The sequence below is a fragment of the Priestia sp. ST2 genome, assembly GCF_055810735.1.
Genome location: NZ_JBVVNT010000005.1, coordinates 1 through 20,333, shown reverse-complemented (window position 1 = coordinate 20,333; position 20,333 = coordinate 1). Strand labels below are relative to the sequence as shown.

Genomic DNA, 20,333 nt, shown 5'->3' with positions numbered 1-20,333 from the left:
TTTTTCTATTCATGATGGGTAAGTTTTTTCTGCTGTTTGGTTTTCAAATCATCCCGAACGGTTTTATCAGAAAGAGGAACTCCGCTGTAATAAGCCGCTCTTCCTAGTAAATGCCCAGCAATAGGAGAGGTGATAAACACAAAGACAATCGCTAAAATTAACCGTGCACTAATATGGCCGGTATCAATCCAAAAGTAGAGTAAGCAGCCCACTAATATAAACAGGACGCCTAAGGTGGCACTTTTGGAGGCAGCGTGACTTCTTGTGTACGTATCAGGCAAGCGAATAAGCCCAATCATGGTCACAACTGTCAGAAGAGACCCTATTAGTACTAAAGCTCCTACAATGATTTCACTGATCACGTTCATATTCGATCACTTCTCCTTTCTCTAAAAACTTAGAAAAAGCAACGGTACCTACAAAGGCTATGATGCCTAGCAGTAAAATGACTTCGAAAAAAGCCTGGGTTCGAAAAATAATCGAGATGATGGCCGTAATGGCAATGATGTTAATTCCAATAGCGTCAAGGGCCATTGCTCGATCAGCAGTTGACGGACCTTTCACCACTCGATAAACAAACCCAATAGTTGAAGCAGAAATGAGAATGAGCGAAACGTTTAAAAAAATATCGAGCATCTAACGACTCACCTCCATAATGGCTTTTTCGAATGTTTGCTGAATATCTGTAATAATGTCATCAATATCGTCTGTATTGATTGCATGAATATAGATAGTAGAATTATCATCTGACACATCCATCACCAGTGTACCTGGCGTTAGCGTAATTAAAAGAGAAAGAATGGTAATTTCCCATTCACTCTCCAGACGGGTTGGCATTGCAAAGATGGCTGGCTGAATATTTAATTTAGGGCGCAATACGTCCTTAGTCACTGCAATATTGGCTTTGAATAATTCTCGTATAAAAATAAACAGCAGTTTAATGATCGCATACACTTTATGCAAATAAAAACGTCTGTGAAAAAAACGGCGGAAAACAAACAGCAGTACCGCTCCCCAGAAAAAACCTATAATAAAGGAAGGGAGTGTCCAAATCCCTCTCAAAAACATCCATGTGAATGCAATGATTACGTTTAATAATAGTTGAAATGACATGCAGATCTACTCCTTTAACACTGATTGGATATAAATTGAAGGATCCATAAGCGTTTGAGCGGCTGTTGACACATAAGGGATAACAGCTTCTGCACCTAGTCCTAAAAAGACAGAAACAGCAAGTAAGATAGCGGATGGGTATAGAATACCTTTAAGGGATACTTTTTCATGCTCAGAAGAAAGCTTAGGTTCACCCCAGAAGCAGCTCATGAAAATCTTAATGGCAGAATATAAAACAAGCAGGCTTGAAACTAGTAAAACTCCTACAAACGTGTAGCTCTCTGATTCTAAGCCGCCCTGAACTAAAAGGAATTTTCCAATAAAGCCGCTTAGGGGAGGAATTCCTGCCAAAGAAATAGTAGCGATAAAAAACATCCAGCCAAGCAGCGGATAGTCTTTAATTAATCCACCCATTTTCTTTAATTTTGTTGTTCCAGTTATTCGAACGATGCTTCCAGCAAGAAGGAATAGAGCTGCTTTAATAATCATGTCGTGAATTAAATAATAAATAGCTCCTTCAAAACCTGCGTTTGTTGTCAAGGTCACCCCGTAGACAATGACTCCGACAGCAATAATAATGTTATAAATTAAGATTTTATTTACATCCGAATAAGCAATGGCACCCACTGCACCAACAACAATAGTCAAAAGCGCAACGTAGCCGATAATTTGATGAGTAAATTCAGGATGATGGTAAAACAGTAAAGTGAAAGTCCTGAAAATCGAATAAACGCCTACTTTTGTGAGCAAGGCACCAAACAACCCGATAATAACGGGTGGAGGCGCACTATATGAACCTGGAAGCCAGAAATACATTGGAAATAAAGCTGCTTTTAAGGCAAAGACGATAAATAAAAGCATGCCAATGGTTGTTAAAATTCCCGGCTGGTTCGCCTCAGCAATTCGCTGTGAAAGGTCCGCCATGTTGAGAGTTCCTGTTACAGCATATAAATAAGCAACGGCAATGACAAACAAAGCGGATGAAATGACATTGACTAAAATATACTTAAGTGACTCTCGAAGCTGTGCTTTTGTACCGCCAATTACAATAAGAGCGTACGAAGACATAAGCATGACTTCAAAAAAGACAAATAAGTTAAAGATATCACCTGTTAAGAAGGCGCCGAATACGCCTACTAATAAAAACTGCACAAACGAATAAAAGTAAAAGCGTTCACGCTTTTCCCCAATTGTATGAAAAGCAAAAAGAACGCAGCATAGTGTTACCACACTAGCAGTAAGTACGAGAAGGGACGCGAACATGTCCGCTACTAGAATAATTCCGAAAGGAGGTTTCCAGTTCCCAAGCTCGTGAGTTAAAACACCTTTTGATTGAACCAGTTGTACTAAATAGGCAGCAAAAGCAGTGGTGGTGATTAATGATAAAACACTGATTATCCTTTGAAGTTTAATATTGTCTTTGAAAAAAATGAGCACAACACCTACAACAAACGGGATAAGCAGTGGGATGATTACAAAATTACTCGTCATGTTCATTTCCCCTTAACTTGTCCATATCGTCTGTTCCGAGTTCCTGATAAGCCCTGTACGCTAGTACAAGGAAAAAAGAAGTGACGCCAAAGCTTATGACAATGGCAGTTAAAATTAGAGCTTGAGGTAAAGGATCTGTATAAGAAGAAGCCTTTTCTCCCAGAAGGGGAACACTCCCCCCTTTTAATCCGCCCATCGTTAAAATTAACAGGTGAACACCGTGGCTTAATAAGCCTGTTCCAATAATAATTCGCAGTAAACTGCGGGATAACATGAGATATACAGCGGCAGTGAATAGAATCCCTGCCACTATGGACATTAATATTTCCACTATTCACTCTCTCCAATCGTTTGAATAATGGTCATCGTAACACCAACAACTACTAGATATACACCTAAATCAAACAGTACAACGGTAGCTAAAGATGTTTTCCCGAGAAGGGGAAGGTTAAAGTAGCTATATGTGTGAGTTAGAAATGGGACTTTGAAAATAAATGACCCAAGCCCCGTTAAAATAGCTAGCAGCAGTCCAGAAGCCGCGACCTTCTTATAATCAAATGGGATGACTTTCGATACGGTTTTTATATCGAAAGCCAGCAGTAATAATACAAGAGCTGCTGAGGTAGTAAGTCCCCCAACAAATCCTCCCCCCGGTGTATAATGACCTGCAAAGAAAAGATGAATGGCAAAAATGATAATAATAAACGTGACTACTTTCGTTGTGGTTTGTAGTATCAAATCATTTTTTTTCACTCTTCTTCCTCCTTTGTTAACCGAAGACGAATCATGCCATAGATAGCAAGAGCTGCTATACAAAGTACGGTAATTTCAAATAATGTATCAAATCCGCGGAAGTCCACAAGGATTACGTTCACCATGTTTTCGCCGCCTGCTTTTTCATAGCTGTTTTCAATAAAGTAATGTGAAATCGATTCAAATAGTTTCGTACTGTTTGCTGATATGCCAAGCAGTGTAACAGTCGTTCCTACAAGAAGAGCGACCAGTAAGTTTGGCAGCTGAAACTTCACCCTTACTTTTCGCTTCCGAAACTCCGGCAAGTAGTAGAAACATAGTAAAAACAGTGATACCGATACAGTTTCAATCACTAATTGAGTCAAAGCTAAGTCAGGAGCTTGGAATAATACGAAAAATAAAGAGAGTGTATACCCGACAACTCCGAGCGAAATAATGGCTGTGAGGCGTGATTTTGCCAATAAAGTTGTAATAGTAGCTGCAACCATTACGACTGCTAATATGGCTTCATAAACGCCTATAGAAGAAGTATCTTTTAAATCAATCGCAAAGGCATTCTGAGAAAAGAGCGTCAAGAGAAGTAAGATGCCTATGAAAGTAAAAATGATTAAAAGATAGTCTCTAATAAATCCTGTCATTAATGTTTTCATGATACGTGTTGACCCTTTTTCTATCCCTTTAATTCCATAATTATAGCCGTTATTAAGCGTTAAAGAAGAAGGGAATCGTGTATAAATTTTTGACCATTTTTGAACCGTCATAAATAACAAAATACCAAATATGATGACCCCTAGCGTCATAAATAATTCTGGCGTAAAGCCATGCCAAAATTTAATATGCACTTGATATTCTTTACCTTCAGCTAGCAGGCTAGGTGCGATAGAGGCCATTGTTGGCTCAATAAGGGTCGATTCTAATAAATTAGGAGCAAAGCCAAAAATAACAACCAGTGATGCTAAAATAACAGGTGAAATAAGCATGCCTACGGGTGCTTCATGAGGTTTCTTCTCTAACTTTTCGGGCTGGTATTTGCCTGTAAAGGTTTTAAAGACAAGAATCATACTATAGATGAAAGTGAAGATACTTCCTAACCAAGCGATGATAGGCAGCAAAATTCCCCACGTCTGCATGCTATACATATCCATTTTTGTCACGTTTACCATGCCTGTAAAAAACATCTCTTTACTTAAGAATCCATTAAAAGGAGGCAGACCCGCTATTGAAAATCCCCCGATGATAGCAATGGTAAATGTCACAGGCATAACGCTCATTAACCCGCCTAACTTTCTAATGTCACGCGTGCCTGTTTCATGATCGACAATACCTACTACCATAAACAAGCTGCCTTTGAAGGTAGCGTGGTTAATCAAATGGAAAACCGCTGCAGTAAGAGCTACTAAGTAGATATTATCGTCTAAAAAATCATAGTGAATAGCTGCGCTACCTACTCCTATAAGTGACATAATCATCCCCAGCTGACTAATAGTTGAAAAAGCTAAAATCCCTTTCAGGTCTTGTTGCTTTACTGCTGAAAATGAGCCCCAAAACAGTGTAATTAGTCCTATGATTGAAATAGCAAAAAACCAAGTGGCGCTTATAGCAAAAACAGGGCTGAGTCTTGCTAAAAGATAAATTCCCGCTTTTACCATTGTGGCTGAATGAAGGTATGCACTCACTGGGGTTGGAGCTTCCATTGCATCTGGCAGCCAAATATGAAAAGGAAACTGAGCAGATTTTGTAAAGGCCCCTAATAAAATGAGGACTAGAGCTGGAATGAATAGATGACTTGATGTGACTACATCTACGTTTGAGATAATTTCGCGTATGCTGAAAGTACCTGTCATAACGTATAAAAGCACAATTCCTGCTAAAAGGGAAAGTCCTCCGAATACGGTAATGAGCATAGATTTTAAGGCTCCGTATTGAGATTTCTCTCGTTTGTACCAATAACCAATCAATAAAAAAGATGAAAGGCTTGTTAATTCCCAAAAGCTGTAAAGGCTCATTAGGTTGTCTGATAATACAACTCCTAGCATCGACCCCATAAAAAGAAGCAAATAGACATAAAACGAATGCAGTGCTTCTTTTGTCTTAGAAAGATAATAAATGGAGTAAAGAATAACAAGTGTCCCAATTCCGGTGATTAATAGAGAAAACAGAAGACCAAGTCCATCCACATAGGCATCAAAGTTAATGCCCAGACTAGGTATCCATTTCATTGAATGTAGATATGTTCCCCCCTTAGAAACACCACTGATATATTGTGTGAAATAAATGAACAACACAAGTGGAAGAGGTAAAACGAACCACCCTGTATGAATACGCTGGAATTTCCTATACAGAAGGGGGACAAAAAAGGCTAATAAAAAAGGCGATAAAATCACCAAGTGCAACCACGACAAAAGACAAACCTCCTTGTGATATTCAATTCTGTAACCGATTATATAATAATTTAATTATGCATGCATCCATGCTATTTCTTAGTATCAGCAGATTTTTCAAACCTTATTAAATAAATAGAAACTCGTCACAAAATCCATAAAAAAAACATAAAAAAATTTTTTTGGACGTATAAAAATCACTCAAAATTGTCACTCTAAGAGTGAGGTGATGGAAATGTATAGGAAACAAATAGCCATCAGTTTTCTCATTTTTACTGCATTATGTATGGGCGGATTTGTGCTGAATAATCACTTGGAAATGAAAGAAGAAAACAGGATGTTCCTCACTTCTAAAAACCAAGCTGAAAATTCCATTTCAATAGACTCTTCCCTTTTAAAAGCCTCTTATAAACCGAGACAATATGTGAAGATAGGTGAAATGAACTATATTGCACCATCCGATAAGCAAATAAAAAACGATTGAAGACCAATCTTTAGTCGTTTTTTATTTGCTTATTATTTGCGTAATTGTGCATGAATTACGTCCTGTAATCAAAGAACATTAGTTGACTTCACAACTGAATTTATCGTTAAATAAAAAGGTACATACAATGATTGCAGTTTCAACAAACTATAATGATTGTGTCAAATTGTAAGTGGATTCACTTGAATTCAGCTAACAGTTTCGATAAAGTGAAAAATAAAGATATTTTAATGGAGGAACAGACTATGACACATGTTCGTTTTGATTATTCAAACGCGTTATCATTTTTTGGTGAACATGAACTTACATACTTACGTGATGCCGTGAAAGTAGCTCACCATTCAATTCATGAGAAAACAGGTGCTGGAAACGACTTTTTAGGATGGGTCGACCTTCCTACAGAGTATGACAAAGAAGAATTTGCACGCATTCAAAAAAGTGCAGAAAAAATTAAATCTGATTCAGATGTATTAATTGTTATCGGTATTGGAGGATCTTACTTAGGTGCTCGTGCTGCTATTGAAATGCTTCAGCATTCATTCTATAACACATTATCAAAAGAACAGCGTAAAACTCCGCAAGTTATTTTTGCTGGTAACAACATCAGCTCAACGTACATGAAAGACTTAATGGATGTTTTACAAGATAAAGATTTCTCTATTAATGTTATTTCAAAATCTGGTACAACAACAGAACCGGCGATTGCTTTCCGTATCTTCCGTAAATTATTAGAAGAGAAATATGGCAAAGAAGAAGCACGCAAGCGTATTTATGCAACAACAGATAAAGCGCGTGGCGCATTAAAAACATTAGCGGACGAAGAAGGCTATGAAACATTTGTTATTCCAGATGATGTAGGCGGCCGTTATTCAGTATTAACAGCGGTTGGCTTATTGCCAATTGCCGCTGCGGGTCTTGATATCGAACAAATGATGAAAGGGGCAGCTGATGCTCAAGAAGCATTCTCATCATCAGAGCTAGAAGAGAACCCAGCTTATCAATATGCTGTAGCTCGTAATGTTCTTTATAATAAAGGAAAAACAATTGAAATGCTGATTAACTATGAGCCAGCTCTTCAATACTTTGCTGAGTGGTGGAAACAGTTATTTGGCGAAAGTGAAGGAAAAGACCAAAAAGGTATTTACCCTTCATCAGCTAACTTCTCAACGGATCTTCATTCTTTAGGTCAATATGTACAAGAAGGTCGTCGTGATATTTTTGAAACAATTGTACAAGTTCAAGATTCTCGTCATGAGCTAACAATTGAAGAAGATGCAGCGGACTTAGATGGATTAAATTACTTAGCTGGTGAAACAGTTGACTTTGTAAATAAAAAAGCCTTCCAAGGTACAATGCTTGCTCACACAGATGGGGGCGTTCCAAACTTAGTTGTGAACATTCCTGCGCTAGATGAGTATACGTTCGGATATGTTGTATATTTCTTCGAAAAAGCATGTGCAATCAGCGGCTATTTATTAGGCGTAAACCCATTCGATCAGCCGGGAGTAGAAGCATACAAAGTAAATATGTTTGCTCTGCTTGGAAAACCTGGTTTTGAAGAGAAAAAAGCAGAATTAGAAAAGCGTTTGAAATAAATAAAAAGAGGGCGGTACAAAAGTATTTTAGCCCAAGTGAAAAACGAACCATTGATCAACATGTTTGATTAGTGGTTCGTTTTTTTTGTTATGGTGAATATAGTTTCATCTGTTTAGGTCCTTCTAACAGTTGATTGGAGCGCAAGTGACGAGGAGGCTCAGCGCCCGCCCGCGGAAAGTGAAGCCTCGCACAGACATCAACTGCGGTGTCGCAAGCGATTTATATGAGCTGCTTTATCCAGTTTGTTCGTCTTTAGGTTGGATTCATTTAGTTATGTCTCACCCTCTTTTTTGCTTTTGAGATAAAGGATAAAACGCTGGAAAAAGGACATGTTAAAACAGAGGAGGGATAACATGATTGAATTATCTTCAAGATTAGAGGGAGCATTATTCACGCTTTACGAATTAGAAAAAACGCTTAAGGCGCTTGGGTATAACATTGGAGGAAATTGGGATTACGACCATGGTTCATTTGACTATAAGATGAACGATGAAGTCGGCTATCAGTTTTTACGTATCCCGTTTACAGCTACGAATGGAGAGCTGGATTCTAAAGGAACAACCGTACAGATTGGCACGCCATTTTTACTTTCACATAAATATCAAATTGGTCTAGATGACGATGTTCACAATGGAAATGTTAGTGCTTCATTTAATCAGTTTGCAGAGCCCCAAGACGCAGACGCTTCATTTCCAGAAAAGTATATCAGCTTAGGAGAAGAGCTAATTAGAGAGGCAGAAAATGCGCTGCTTCAGTAATTGAAGGAACTATTCTTTTTTTAAACTCTCTAATTTTTTCACAAAAATATGTTCGTACATGACTTGACTAATCAACTCGTTTGTTTTAATCATTTCATTCACCCCCAAGTTTTGTGCATTTTGAATATGCTTTTTTGTTAAAAGTTCAACGATGCTGTAAATAGAAGGGTTCAATCCTTGCAGAGCGACTAACGTAACAATAGTATTCATGTCTGCATATTCTTCTGTCTTATGCTGATCGGCAGTAATCAGCACTTTTTTTGCGTACCGAGCGTTGGCAAGTTCTAATACTTCATAATGAGAGGGACTTCCTTTAATAAAATGAACGCGATCACAAATCATGGGATTTTTAGTCAGAGAGTCGTCGATAAGCACAATGTCTTCTTTATGAAATGCGTCGCGATAATACTCTAACACGAGTTTGGCGCGCTCATTCCACCCAACAACGATGAAGTGATCTTTTCCATAAAATTTTAAATTCCCTTCCAAATAAGCGCTCTCAGCAGAAACAGCAATTTTAGAAAGCGTGACAAAATAAGTAGTAATAAATCCCGTTCCGATCAGAACTAAAATAATTGCAGCTAACCTTCCAATCGTAGTGGTCGGAGCAAAATCACCGTACCCTATAGTAGAGATTGTAATAATAACCCACCAAATTCCTTCAAACACATTCCCAAACGTTTGCGGCTCTAGGAAATGTATAAGCATGCCAAAAAACAGAACAAGGCAGCCGATAATAAAAAGAAGCCGCACTAAAATAGAACGACGAAAAAGTCGAAATAATAGCCATTCCATCATAAAAAAACCTCCAGTGATTAGTCATAGCCACAGTATGACCATTTTTCACTGAAGGTATAAGATATCTTTATCTTTTTACTTCGTAATATTCAATCCATTCTTTGTCTGGACCGTAGAAAAATAAGTATCTTGCTCCATTTGGCAAAGTTACAATGTTTTCTTCCACAAATGAAACGCCTGCTGATTTTAAACGCTCAAACTCCTCTTCAATTCCGTCTACTGCCAGCGCAAAATGATGAACTTTACCTTCGTTAGGTAAGCTTGAGTTATACCCTTGAATTAACTCTACGATTACATTGCCTTCTAAACCTAGAAAAGCTAGCTTCAAAGACGGATCGGTATGTGGTAGTTTTTCGATGAGCTCTAATCCCGCTTTTTGCGTATAGAACTCAATCGATTCTTCTATATCCTTTACTTGAACGCCTACATGTTCAAATTTTAAAATTGTCATATGCATCACCCGTATCTATAGTATGTAAAAACTATGAAATATATTAAAGAGAAAGGATATAGAAGTCAAGATAGGGCTGCTTATCAGGAAAGGGCTCTTAAATCATATTTTTGCTGGAGTGAATAGGGTAGAGGCTTCCATCAAGAGCAAACGAAATTTTGCCTGTTTCTTCAGATACAACTAAAATTAATGCATCCGATTTTTCCGACATTCCAATGGCTGCACGGTGACGTGTTCCCAATTTTTTGTTCGTTAAAATAATAGACGAAAGAGGTAAAACATTAGCAGCTGAAATAAGCTGATTATTTCTAATTAGGACGGCTCCGTCATGTAAGGGTGTCCCTGGATAGAACAGTGTCTCAACTAGCGTAGCGCTGACAGGAGCTTGAATAGGCATTCCTTTTTGAATAAGAGGGTCTACATTTTGTTCCCGTTCAATGACAATTAAAGCGCCGTGACGTTTCTCCGAAAGGTTATGAATAGCTAAAGACAGAGCAGCATATTCAAATGTATAAGGCGATAAATAATGGCGCAAGTAATAAGAGGCAGCCGTAGCTTGAACATCTTGAAATAACCTTCTCATCTCCTCAAAATCACATAGGATACAATGATCACTCGTGTCTAAATGTTTAATTAAATTAGAGGCTTCAGTTGAAATCTGCTGTAAATATGTTCGCACATTATTTTTAATTGTATCGTCTAATTGAAAAGGTTGTCTCTCCATCTTATATAGCTCCTATCTGTCAGTCAGTGTTATCTGTAATGTGTGCTAATGTGGGTGAATTATCCGTAAAGCTTATAAATCCCTTATTAATTTTATAGAGAGGTTTTGTGTTTTATTTAGCAAGAGAATATAAAAAGTTGGAGAAAAAAGAAAGCGTTTTATAAATTGATATGTTCACATTTGGGTTAAATTTACATATGTTGTTTTAAATAAAAGTATAGATATTTCTGTGAATTTAAAGTATAGTTTTCTTATCGGATATATGATTTTTAATGTTGACAAATATTCTAAATATGCTAAAATTTTTAAAAAATGCTTATCAAGAGTGGTGGAGGGATCTGGCCCGCTGAACCCCGGCAACCTGCTTAGCAAGGTGCTAATTCCAGCAAAGTGTGTATCATTTTGAAAGATAAGGTGAAAATTTATTGCCTACCCAGTCTTTCAATATGGAAGACTTTTTATTTTGATATAGCGCAAGCGATAATTTGAGGAGGACACCAATGACTGTAACCCCCGACTTAAAACAAATTTTTGAGCATGTCGAAGCAAAGTAAGAATTAAATAGTTTCGCTGACTAGACACACTAGAGGCGGTTTTATCCAATTCTAGTGGGTAAAACCGTCTTTTTTTATTGGATAACGCGGATAACTAAGAATTGGAGTGAAGAAAATGGCAGACTTATATACGTACGAAAACTGGAGTGATACATTTCCAGAGTTCGACAGTGAAGATGAAACAAAAGGAGCCCTTTCAGCATTGCAGTGGGCGTATGATACCTACGGAGATTCAATTATTTACGCATCAAGCTTTGGTATCGAAGGAATCGTGTTAATTGATTTAATTTCAAAAGTGAAAAAAGATGCTGAAATTGTCTTTTTAGATACGGGCGTTCATTTTAAAGAAACATATGAAGTAATTGACGCAATTAAAGAACGCTTTCCTGATTTGCGTATTCATATGAAAAAACCGGATTTAACGCTTGCAGAACAAGCTGAGAAACATGGAGATGAGCTTTGGAAGAGTCAGCCTAACCTATGCTGTCAAATTCGAAAAATCATCCCGCTAAGGGAATCTCTTGCTCCTTATGATGCGTGGATTTCTGGTTTGAGACGCGAGCAGTCTGAATCTCGTGCCAACACGAATTATTTTAATAAAGATGAGAAATTCAAGAAAGTGAAAGTCTGCCCGTTAATTCATTGGTCTTGGAAAGAAGTTTGGCGCTATGTGTATAAGCATGATTTACCATATAACAAACTTCATGATCAAGGCTACCCAAGTATCGGCTGTGAGCCCTGTACCGCACCTGCCTACAATGTAGACGATTTACGTTCAGGAAGATGGGCAGGTACACAAAAAGTTGAATGCGGATTACACGAATCTTAAATACGAAAGAGCTGAATAAATGATGCTTTTATATGTTGCCTTTATCATTGCGCTTTTTTTTGCAATGAATATTGGGGCAAGCGGTGCAGCAGCAGCTATGGGCGTTTCATACGGCTCCGGTGCGATTAAAAAGAAAAGAGTAGCCCTGTTCATCTGTGCTGTAGGTATTGTGCTCGGAGCCATTATCGGAGGCGGCGAGGTGGTAAAAACCATCAGTTCAGGTATCATACCTGAAAAATTGCTGTCAGTAGAATTAGTTATTATCATTCTGGCTGCTGCAACGCTGTCACTCTTTTTCGCGAATTTAATTGGTATTCCTCTATCAACAAGTGAAGTAACGGTTGGTTCAGTTGTTGGAGTAGGCGTAGCTTATCAATCTCTGTATGTGGAAAAACTTTTAGTTGTCATGTCTTTTTGGATTATTGTTCCGCTGGTTTCATTTGTCATTGCTTTTTTGATTGGAAAAGTGATAAAACGCGGAGCGCATAAAAAAGAAGCAAAGGGAACGTGGAAAAGAGTTTTAACGATTTTAGTTATAGCGACGGGATTCTTTGAAGCCTTCTCAGCTGGAATGAATAACGTGGCAAATGCTGTCGGTCCTCTAGTAGGAGCTGGATTAATGGATGCCACAACGGGTGTCATAGCAGGAGGATTGGCAGTGGCGCTCGGAGCTCTTTTACTAGGAGGCCGAGTTATTGAAACAAACGGGAAAAAAATTACTCGCTATTCTGTAGGGGAAGGGTGCATTATCTCGGGTACTGGTGCTTCTCTTGTCACAGTCGCTTCACTGTTTGGTTTGCCAGTACCCCTTACACAGGTCACTACGTCTTCTATTATTGGAATAGGAGCAGCGAAAACGGGATTCACGAAAGAACAGCGCGAAGTTGTCATTCAAATGTTAAAGGTTTGGGTGGTCTCCCCTGTATTTTCACTCGTAATCTCATATGTTCTTGTGAAATTAGTACTTGAAAGCGACTTATATTCATTTGTGGTGCTAGCTAGCGGATGTATTGCCACAGCAGGTGTTCTAAGCTTAGCTAGAGCGACTAGAAGAAAAAGAGCAAGCTTGCAGTCGGAAAAAGAAAAAATGACTGCGTGATTCAAGTGCTTTTTATTATATTGTGTTAATTATTTAAGGAGGATTTTACAAAATGACAACAATTCAAGCACACGGTGGAGAATTAATTAATTTATATCAACCAACATATGACTACACGTCACTAACAAAAGAAATCGAAGTAGATAACATGGCCCTAAGTGATTTAGAACTAATTGGAATTGGTGCTTACAGCCCAATTACAGGATTTTTAGGAGAAAAAGATTATCAATCAGTTGTTGAAAATATGCGTTTAGCAGATGGAACAGTATGGAGTATTCCTATCACTCTTCCTGTAACAGAAGAGCAAGCTAAAGAATTAAACATTGGCGACAAAGTAAAACTTGTTCAAAACGGCGTAACGTATGGTGTTTTAGAAGTTTCTGAAGTATATACGCCAAATAAAGAAAAAGAAGCGGAGAACGTGTACCGCACGGCAGAACTTGCTCATCCTGGCGTGAAAAAAATGATGGAACGCCCAAATGTATATGTAGCAGGTCCAATCGTACTTGTAGAACGTACACCTAAAACGCGTTTTGAAAAGTATTACCTAGATCCTACTGAAACAAGAGCAGCATTTGAAGAACGCGGTTGGAAAACGGTTGTTGGATTCCAAACTCGTAACCCTGTTCACCGTGCGCACGAATATATTCAAAAAACGGCATTAGAAATTGTAGACGGCCTGTTTTTAAATCCACTTGTAGGAGAAACAAAGTCAGATGATATCCCAGCAGATATCCGTATGGAAAGTTATGAAGTACTTTTAGAGAACTATTATCCTAGCGATCGTGTAGCTTTAGCAGTTTTCCCTGCTGCGATGCGCTATGCTGGACCTAGAGAAGCTATTTTCCATGCAATGGTTCGCAAAAACTTTGGATGCACACATTTCATTGTAGGCCGTGACCACGCTGGTGTTGGTGACTACTATGGAACATATGACGCACAAAAAATCTTCAGTAACTTTACAGCAGATGAATTAGGAATTACACCTTTATTCTTTGAACACAGCTTCTATTGCAAGAAATGTGAAGCGATGGCATCAACGAAAACATGCCCTCACAGCAAGGAAGATCATATGATTCTATCTGGAACAAAGGTACGTGAAATGCTTCGTAACGGAGAAGTGCCACCAAGCACATTCAGCCGTAAAGAAGTAATTGAAGTGTTAATTAATGGATTAGCAAAACAAAAAGTATCTTCAAAATAAGGAGCGGTTGAAGTGAGCAAATCAACAAACATTACGTGGCATGATGCTGGAATTACAAAAGAGGAAAGACGCGATCAAAATAATCATCACAGTTTTGTACTATGGTTTACAGGTCTTTCGGGTTCAGGTAAATCTACCGTAGCAAACGCAGTGGCAAAAGCGCTTTTTGATAAAAATATTCGCAACTATGTATTAGATGGTGACAATGTTCGTTTCGGCTTAAATAAGAATCTAGGGTTTTCTGCTGAAGATCGTACAGAAAATATTCGCCGTATCGGTGAGGTTTCTAAGCTGTTTGTAGACAGCGGTCAAGTGGTACTAACAGCATTTATCTCTCCATTCCAAGAGGACCGAGCTCAAGTGCGTGAGATCTTAGAGGGGAATGAATTTTTGGAAGTATACGTGGAGTGTCCGTTAGAAGAATGTGAAAAAAGAGATCCAAAAGGCCTTTACAAAAAAGCAAGAAGCGGAGAAATTCGTGATTTTACAGGAATTGATTCTCCGTATGAGTCACCGGCTAATCCTGAATTAACAATTAATACAAGCACACAGTCTGTAGAAGAATGTGTACAAACTGTTATTGAATATTTAGCTAACCGAAAATTTATCTAAATGACAGCGGACTTTGTCCGCTGTTCTAATTCAAATTAAAATGTGGGAGCGCTGCGGAGACGTGGAAATGATGGAAGGGTGAAAGGCATTCATGGGGAAAGTATATCTAGTCGGTGCAGGACCGGGAGATCCAGATTTAATTACATTAAAAGGGTTGAAAGCAATTCAGCAAGCAGATGTTATCTTATATGATCGTTTAGTGAATAAGGACCTGCTGGAGTATGCTAAAAGTGATGCAGATATCATTTACTGCGGAAAGCTTCCGAACTACCATACCCTCAAGCAAGAAACAATTAACAACTTTTTAGTGAAATTCGCTAAAAAAGGAAAAATTGTAACGCGCTTAAAAGGCGGAGATCCATTTGTTTTTGGACGCGGAGGGGAAGAAGCAGAAGCTCTCGTGCAGCAGGGCATTTCATTTGAAATTGTTCCAGGGATTACATCAGGCATCGCAGCCGCTGCTTATGCAGGAATCCCTGTCACTCACCGGGAATACAGCGCAAGCTTTGCTTTTGTAGCGGGTCATCGTAAAGATAGCGAGCATGATGCAATCAAATGGGATAGCCTAGCCAAAGGTGTAGATACTCTTGCAATTTATATGGGGGTGCGGAACTTACCGTACATTTGCCAACAGTTAATGAAACACGGAAAAACCTCAGCTACGCCAATTGCATTGATTCACTGGGGAACATGTGTGGACCAGCGCACTGTAACTGGAACTCTTGGTACAATTGTTGATATTGTTAAAGAAGAACAAATTGAAAATCCAAGTATGATTATCGTTGGTGAAGTTGTGAATTTTCATGACCGATTAAATTGGTTTGAGAAGACTGGACAGCATTACTATTCGTTTGCACAAGAAGCTTACTAAAGAGGTTGATTATATGGATGCAGTTTTATATGTTTGCCATGGCAGCCGCGTAAAAGAAGGCGCTGATCAGGCAGTTGCTTTTATTGAAAGATGTAAAAAAAATCTAGATGTACCGATTCAAGAAGTTTGTTTCCTAGAACTAGCTTCCCCCACTATTGAACAAGGATTTGAAGCATGTATTGAACAAGGTGCTACTCGTATTGCAATTGTGCCTCTTCTGTTATTAACAGCTGCGCATGCAAAGCATGATATACCCGAAGAAATACACAAAGTATATGAACGTTATCCCCAGGTAGAGGTGCTGTACGGAGAACCGTTCGGCGTAGACGAACGAATTGTTGATATCTTGGTAGAGAGAATCAATGAAACCAATGTGGATAAGCATGAAGATTCGATGGTATTGTTGGTCGGCAGAGGAAGCAGTGATCCTGCTGTAAAAAAAGATTTTAACGAAATAGCTCAACTGCTAAAAGGGAAAGGTGCTTTTAAAGAAGTGAGCACATGCTATTTAGCTGCAGCTTCTCCTAATTTAAAAGAAGGCCTGCACCTTGCTAAACGAACTTCGTATAAGCAAGTATTCGTTCTTCCATACCTTTTGTTTACCGGTATTTTAATGAACGAAATTAAGGAAGAATTGGAGCAGCTATCAACAGATGCCCAGCAGTTTATCTTAGCCAACTACCTAGGTTATCATGATGGACTTGCACACATTTTAAGTCACCAAGTAAAAACGTTATTATCCAGCAAAGGAAATCAATACGATGTATACCGTTATGCTTGATTTAAAGGGTCGTTCGGTCTTAGTAGTTGGGGGCGGAACAATCGCAACTCGTAGAATTAAAGGTTTTTTACAAGAAGGAGCAGCCATTACAGTGGTTGCTCCAACTGTTTCAGCTGAAATAAATGAATGGGAAGCTAAAGATCAGCTGCGTGTAAAAAGAAAAAAAGTAGGAGAAGAAGACTTACTTAATGTCTTTTTAATTGTTGTGGCTACAAATGATCAAGCTGTGAATAAGTTTGTTAAGCAGCATATTAAAAATGATCAGTTGGTTAATATGGCCAGCAGTTTTTCCGATGGAAATATTCAAATTCCTGCACAGTTTTCTAGAGGGAGATTATCGCTAGCAATATCCACAGATGGCGCTAGCCCTTTGTTGACAAAGCGAATCAAAGAAGACTTATCCTCAAATTATGATGAGAGTTACACACAGTATACACAGTTTTTGTATGAATGCAGAGTTCTTATCCACAGATTAAATGTGTCAAAGAGCCGTAAACATGAGTTATTAACAGAAATTATCGATGATCAATACCGGCTGTCTCTAGTAAAACAGCGGGAATTTTTACAACAGATTAAAAAATACAAATAAAAAACGGCCAACTGGCCGTTTTTTATTTATACATTTTCAACTTCAATGCTTCGAATACCGCTGATTTTTTGAATTTCGTAATACACTTCTGTAGTAGGGCGCTGGTTATTAACTGACACTTTCATTCGTATATACAATTCATTGGTGTCTAAATCTTTGATTCGAATATTTTTAATTGTAATATTCTTTTCTCTAATGCTATTAGTTGTATCAAAGATATTGTGCTTATCCGCCAGCTTGAGTTGAAGAATAAGCTCTTTCTCGCGCAGTTGCCTAGGCCCCAAAATAGTAATAAGGAAGGGAAGAAGTTCAACGCTGATAATGAGCAGTACAACTCCGGTAATAGCTTCAGGATAAAACCCTGCACCTACAGCAATGCCTATACCTGCTGCTCCCCAGATAATAGCCGCTGTTGTAAGCCCTGAGATGCTGTCATTTTCTTTTCGTAAAATGACGCCCGCCCCTAAAAAACCAATTCCAGAAACAATTTGAGCGGCCAGACGAAGCGGGTCCATTGTGATATGATCACCTTTATTAAAAATTTGAGAAGACTCAATCGAAACAATTGTGAGTAAACAGCTAATAATGGAAATTACGAGAGATGTTTTTAAACCAACAGGCTTTCGTTTTAGTTCCCTTTCGATTCCAATAATAAGACCAAGTACAGCGGAAATACCTAATTTGAGCAACATTTCATTTTCCATTATTTTCACCTATTTCAATAAACATTGTTGTTTATATCTGTATGAAAGAAGAAAAACAGATATGTATCAGTATAGTAAACTTTTCTTCATAATAACAGGTGGAATTCGAAAAAATCTGATTATTTATAAAGCGCTGCGATCTTTTCTTTCAATTTATATTTTTGAATCTTGCCGGAGGCCGTCATGGGAAAGTCGTCTATAAAATAAATATGTTCCGGAATTTTGAAATGAGCAAGCTTACCTTTGCAAAAGTCTTTGATTTCTTGAGCGGTAAGAAAAGAATGTTGCTTGAGTTTAATGCATGCAGCAACTCGTTCTCCATACTTTGGATCAGGAATACCGACAATTTGCACATCTTCTACCTCGGGTATTCTATATAAAAACTCTTCAATCTCTCTTGGGTAAATGTTTTCTCCGCCTCTAATAATCATATCTTTTAGACGTCCTGTAATTTTTACATAGCCACCCTTATCGATGGTAGCTAAATCTCCTGTATGTAGCCAACCTTCTACAATTGTTTTTTCTGTTTCTTCCGGCATTTTATAATACCCTTTCATTGTTAAATATCCTTTTGCACAAAGTTCTCCTTGTTCTCCGAAAGAAGCTGGTTTACCTGTAACTGGATTAATAATTTGAATCTGTACATGATTATGAACTTTGCCAACCGTTTGTACTCGCCGCTCGATAGAATCAGTTGGTGTTGTTTGGGTGATTACAGGAGATGTTTCGGTTTGACCATACGCGATCGTAATTTCATTGATGCCCATGTCATGTATGACTCGTTTCATTACTTCTGCTGGACAATTAGAACCAGCCATGATTCCTGTGCGAAGAGTAGATAAATCATATTGATTAAACTCAAGTGCATTTAATTCCGCAATAAACATAGTTGGTACACCGTGAAGAGCTGTACATTTTTCGTTCTCTACGGTGCGTAAAACAGAGGCAGGTTGAAATTCAATAATCGGTAGCATAGTAGCACCTACAGATACGCATGCTAGAACACCCAGCACACATCCAAAGCAATGAAAGAAAGGAACTGGGATGCATAAGCGGTCTTCGTTAGTCAGTTTCATAGACTGAGCAACTAAAAAGCCGTTGTTTACTATATTATGGTGACTTAGCATAACTCCTTTTGGAAAACCTGTTGTTCCGGAAGTATATTGCATATTGATAACATCATGGATATGTAGGGATTGTTCATGCTTATTGAGAACCTCATCCGATACCGTTAAGCTACTCATTAAAAACTCGTTCCAAGATGTATGTTCGCTTGATCCACTTAAGTTTATAAGATGTTTTAGTTTGGGAAGATTATGTTCAATACTAGTGATAATAGACGTATAAGAAGTGCTTTTAAATTCATCAATGAAAAATAGCGCTGTTGTATCAGAATGACTCAATACATACTCTAATTCAGAGGATTGATAACTTGTATTAAGGGTAACCAAAACAGCGCCTATTCTAGCTGCTGCAAATTGAAGAAGCAACCATTCCGGCACATTGGTAGCCCAGATAGCGATATGGTCGCCTTTTTTGAGACCAGTGGCTAGAAGTGCCTTTGCAACTCGAGAGGTTTCTTGATAAAATTCCGCGTACGTATAGCGAATATTTTGTTCAGAGTAGATAACCGCTTCTTGATGCCCAAACTTTTTTGTACTTTCTTTTAAAAGTTTTCCAACCGTTAATTCAAGCAATGGTTTCATTTGGTTTCCTCCTTGAATAATGTTAAAGTATATATGAAAGCGTTTTCTAAAAGTAGTTTATCAAATTTAAAGAAAGTGTTCCAAAAAATCATTCGACAAATTCCTTCACTGTCCATCGTACGTATGAAGAAGAGAAGTGACTGAAGTTATCACATTGATTTCAATAAGTAAGTGTACTGAATGCGAATATTGTAATAAAATAAAGAAATGTCTCCTTTTTATAAGAAGACAATGCATGTTAATAAAGAATGGTATAAAAATATGAAGTAAACAAACAAAAAATCATGCTGAATGTTGAAAGTGAAATAAATGAAAGGCCGTTGACTTTGCCTTCTTTATTAGACATTTGAATTGATTCCCAATAAGCAAGTGAAATTAAGAGAATAGACATGCAAAAGGACAAATAGAGTGCAGCTGCAATTAAGGTACCCAAGTGAACGCCTCCTTGGCGGATAATGATTTAATAGACATTATGCTAGTGTGGCTCTAGATATGCTAGTATCTATTAATTGGCTAACGTTTCGTTTGCAAGAAAATAGTTTTTAAAAATATATCGAAAAACTATTGCACAATAAAAGAAGGCATGGTATATTATTAAATGTCGCTAAGATGAACTGCTAAAGCAAACATCGAAGCGATAAACAAATAAAAAACTTGTTGACAACTAGGTTGCAACTTGTTATGATGGTAAAGTCGCTTAAGAGCGGCGGTTGAACTTTGAAAACTGAACAAAGCGACAAACGTCAACGTTAAATTTTATTTTTTAATTGAGCAAGTCAAACATTTCTTCGGAGAGTTTGATCCTGGCTCAGGATGAACGCTGGCGGCGTGCCTA

The 20,333-nt window shown here is 38.0% G+C and carries 23 protein-coding genes and 1 riboswitch; of the genes, 10 read left to right on the top strand and 13 right to left on the bottom strand.

Annotation, left to right across the window (positions count from 1 at the left end):
- Positions 1-5: 5 nt before the first annotated feature.
- From mnhG to AC0KUU_RS21470, 7 genes are read right to left on the bottom strand one after another with little or no spacing between them, the layout of a single operon-like run.
- Positions 6-368 carry a monovalent cation/H(+) antiporter subunit G gene (gene mnhG, locus AC0KUU_RS21500; protein WP_013085304.1) on the bottom strand — a complete coding sequence of 121 codons (363 nt, stop codon included), beginning with the start codon at positions 366-368 and terminating at the stop codon, positions 6-8.
- The gene (locus AC0KUU_RS21495) at positions 352-636 is read right to left on the bottom strand and encodes a Na(+)/H(+) antiporter subunit F1 (RefSeq protein ID WP_013059595.1); all 285 of its coding nucleotides are present in this window, start codon (positions 634-636) and stop codon (positions 352-354) included. The genes mnhG and AC0KUU_RS21495 overlap by 17 nt, the downstream gene beginning before the upstream one ends.
- Complete coding sequence (locus AC0KUU_RS21490) at positions 637-1,113, bottom strand: Na+/H+ antiporter subunit E (RefSeq protein WP_013059594.1); 477 nt, start codon at positions 1,111-1,113, stop codon at positions 637-639.
- A gap of 6 nt (positions 1,114-1,119) precedes the next feature.
- Positions 1,120-2,604: a Na+/H+ antiporter subunit D gene (locus AC0KUU_RS21485; RefSeq protein ID WP_043977204.1), complete on the bottom strand. Its 1,485-nt coding sequence runs from the start codon at positions 2,602-2,604 to the stop codon at positions 1,120-1,122.
- A complete protein-coding gene (locus AC0KUU_RS21480; protein WP_013059592.1) occupies positions 2,594-2,935 on the bottom strand; it encodes a Na(+)/H(+) antiporter subunit C in 342 nt (113 codons plus the stop codon). Before AC0KUU_RS21480 ends, AC0KUU_RS21485 begins: the two co-directional genes overlap by 11 nt.
- Positions 2,935-3,357, bottom strand: a complete 423-nt coding sequence (locus tag AC0KUU_RS21475; protein WP_013085301.1) for a Na(+)/H(+) antiporter subunit B — start codon at positions 3,355-3,357, stop codon at positions 2,935-2,937. Before AC0KUU_RS21475 ends, AC0KUU_RS21480 begins: the two co-directional genes overlap by 1 nt.
- On the bottom strand, positions 3,354-5,759 hold the full coding sequence (locus AC0KUU_RS21470; RefSeq protein WP_322552520.1) for a Na+/H+ antiporter subunit A: 2,406 nt from the start codon (positions 5,757-5,759) through the stop codon (positions 3,354-3,356). Before AC0KUU_RS21470 ends, AC0KUU_RS21475 begins: the two co-directional genes overlap by 4 nt.
- 214 nt (positions 5,760-5,973) lie before the next feature.
- On the opposite strand from AC0KUU_RS21470, the gene AC0KUU_RS21465 reads away from it, so the two are divergent.
- The 3 genes from AC0KUU_RS21465 to AC0KUU_RS21455 all read left to right on the top strand — a co-directional run bounded on the left by AC0KUU_RS21465 (position 5,974) and on the right by AC0KUU_RS21455 (position 8,576).
- Positions 5,974-6,222 (top strand): hypothetical protein, encoded by a 249-nt coding sequence (locus AC0KUU_RS21465; RefSeq protein WP_230183979.1) that lies wholly within the window; start codon positions 5,974-5,976, stop codon positions 6,220-6,222.
- Between the two features lie 245 nt (positions 6,223-6,467).
- On the top strand, positions 6,468-7,817 hold the full coding sequence (locus AC0KUU_RS21460) for a glucose-6-phosphate isomerase (RefSeq protein WP_013059589.1): 1,350 nt from the start codon (positions 6,468-6,470) through the stop codon (positions 7,815-7,817).
- Positions 7,818-8,171: 354 nt separating this feature from the next.
- Positions 8,172-8,576: a YugN-like family protein gene (locus tag AC0KUU_RS21455; protein ID WP_322552519.1), complete on the top strand. Its 405-nt coding sequence runs from the start codon at positions 8,172-8,174 to the stop codon at positions 8,574-8,576.
- Between the two features lie 9 nt (positions 8,577-8,585).
- On the opposite strand, the gene AC0KUU_RS21450 is transcribed toward AC0KUU_RS21455, so the two are convergent.
- From AC0KUU_RS21450 to cdaS, 3 genes are all read right to left on the bottom strand, one after another.
- Positions 8,586-9,374 (bottom strand): potassium channel family protein, encoded by a 789-nt coding sequence (locus AC0KUU_RS21450; protein ID WP_043977198.1) that lies wholly within the window; start codon positions 9,372-9,374, stop codon positions 8,586-8,588.
- A gap of 67 nt (positions 9,375-9,441) precedes the next feature.
- Positions 9,442-9,825, bottom strand: coding sequence for a VOC family protein (locus AC0KUU_RS21445; protein ID WP_322552518.1), 384 nt, complete (start codon positions 9,823-9,825; stop codon positions 9,442-9,444).
- Positions 9,826-9,922: 97 nt separating this feature from the next.
- The gene (cdaS, locus tag AC0KUU_RS21440) at positions 9,923-10,549 is read right to left on the bottom strand and encodes a sporulation-specific diadenylate cyclase CdaS (protein ID WP_043977196.1); all 627 of its coding nucleotides are present in this window, start codon (positions 10,547-10,549) and stop codon (positions 9,923-9,925) included.
- Between the two features lie 313 nt (positions 10,550-10,862).
- Positions 10,863-10,965: riboswitch (SAM riboswitch) on the top strand.
- 253 nt (positions 10,966-11,218) lie between these two features.
- Here cdaS and AC0KUU_RS21435 point away from each other — a divergent pair.
- From AC0KUU_RS21435 to AC0KUU_RS21405, 7 genes are all read left to right on the top strand, one after another.
- A complete protein-coding gene (locus AC0KUU_RS21435; protein ID WP_025752724.1) occupies positions 11,219-11,932 on the top strand; it encodes a phosphoadenylyl-sulfate reductase in 714 nt (237 codons plus the stop codon).
- Positions 11,933-11,951: 19 nt separating this feature from the next.
- Positions 11,952-13,031, top strand: a complete 1,080-nt coding sequence (locus AC0KUU_RS21430; protein ID WP_080781573.1) for an inorganic phosphate transporter — start codon at positions 11,952-11,954, stop codon at positions 13,029-13,031.
- Between the two features lie 52 nt (positions 13,032-13,083).
- Positions 13,084-14,235, top strand: a complete 1,152-nt coding sequence (gene sat / locus AC0KUU_RS21425; RefSeq protein ID WP_097824843.1) for a sulfate adenylyltransferase — start codon at positions 13,084-13,086, stop codon at positions 14,233-14,235.
- A gap of 12 nt (positions 14,236-14,247) precedes the next feature.
- On the top strand, positions 14,248-14,847 hold the full coding sequence (gene cysC / locus AC0KUU_RS21420) for an adenylyl-sulfate kinase (RefSeq protein ID WP_322552517.1): 600 nt from the start codon (positions 14,248-14,250) through the stop codon (positions 14,845-14,847).
- Between the two features lie 91 nt (positions 14,848-14,938).
- The gene (cobA, locus tag AC0KUU_RS21415; RefSeq protein ID WP_043977191.1) at positions 14,939-15,718 is read left to right on the top strand and encodes a uroporphyrinogen-III C-methyltransferase; all 780 of its coding nucleotides are present in this window, start codon (positions 14,939-14,941) and stop codon (positions 15,716-15,718) included.
- A gap of 13 nt (positions 15,719-15,731) precedes the next feature.
- Positions 15,732-16,499 carry a sirohydrochlorin chelatase gene (locus tag AC0KUU_RS21410; RefSeq protein WP_097824842.1) on the top strand — a complete coding sequence of 256 codons (768 nt, stop codon included), beginning with the start codon at positions 15,732-15,734 and terminating at the stop codon, positions 16,497-16,499.
- Positions 16,480-17,088, top strand: a complete 609-nt coding sequence (locus tag AC0KUU_RS21405; RefSeq protein WP_043977187.1) for an NAD(P)-binding protein — start codon at positions 16,480-16,482, stop codon at positions 17,086-17,088. The genes AC0KUU_RS21410 and AC0KUU_RS21405 overlap by 20 nt, the downstream gene beginning before the upstream one ends.
- A 26-nt stretch (positions 17,089-17,114) precedes the next feature.
- On the opposite strand, the gene AC0KUU_RS21400 is transcribed toward AC0KUU_RS21405, so the two are convergent.
- From AC0KUU_RS21400 to AC0KUU_RS21390, 3 genes are all read right to left on the bottom strand, one after another.
- Positions 17,115-17,792, bottom strand: a complete 678-nt coding sequence (locus AC0KUU_RS21400; protein ID WP_013059577.1) for an MgtC/SapB family protein — start codon at positions 17,790-17,792, stop codon at positions 17,115-17,117.
- 119 nt (positions 17,793-17,911) lie between these two features.
- Positions 17,912-19,498, bottom strand: a complete 1,587-nt coding sequence (locus AC0KUU_RS21395) for an AMP-binding protein (RefSeq protein ID WP_043977184.1) — start codon at positions 19,496-19,498, stop codon at positions 17,912-17,914.
- A 238-nt stretch (positions 19,499-19,736) separates the two neighbouring features.
- Complete coding sequence (locus tag AC0KUU_RS21390) at positions 19,737-19,931, bottom strand: hypothetical protein (RefSeq protein ID WP_025752735.1); 195 nt, start codon at positions 19,929-19,931, stop codon at positions 19,737-19,739.
- Positions 19,932-20,333 lie beyond the last annotated feature (402 nt).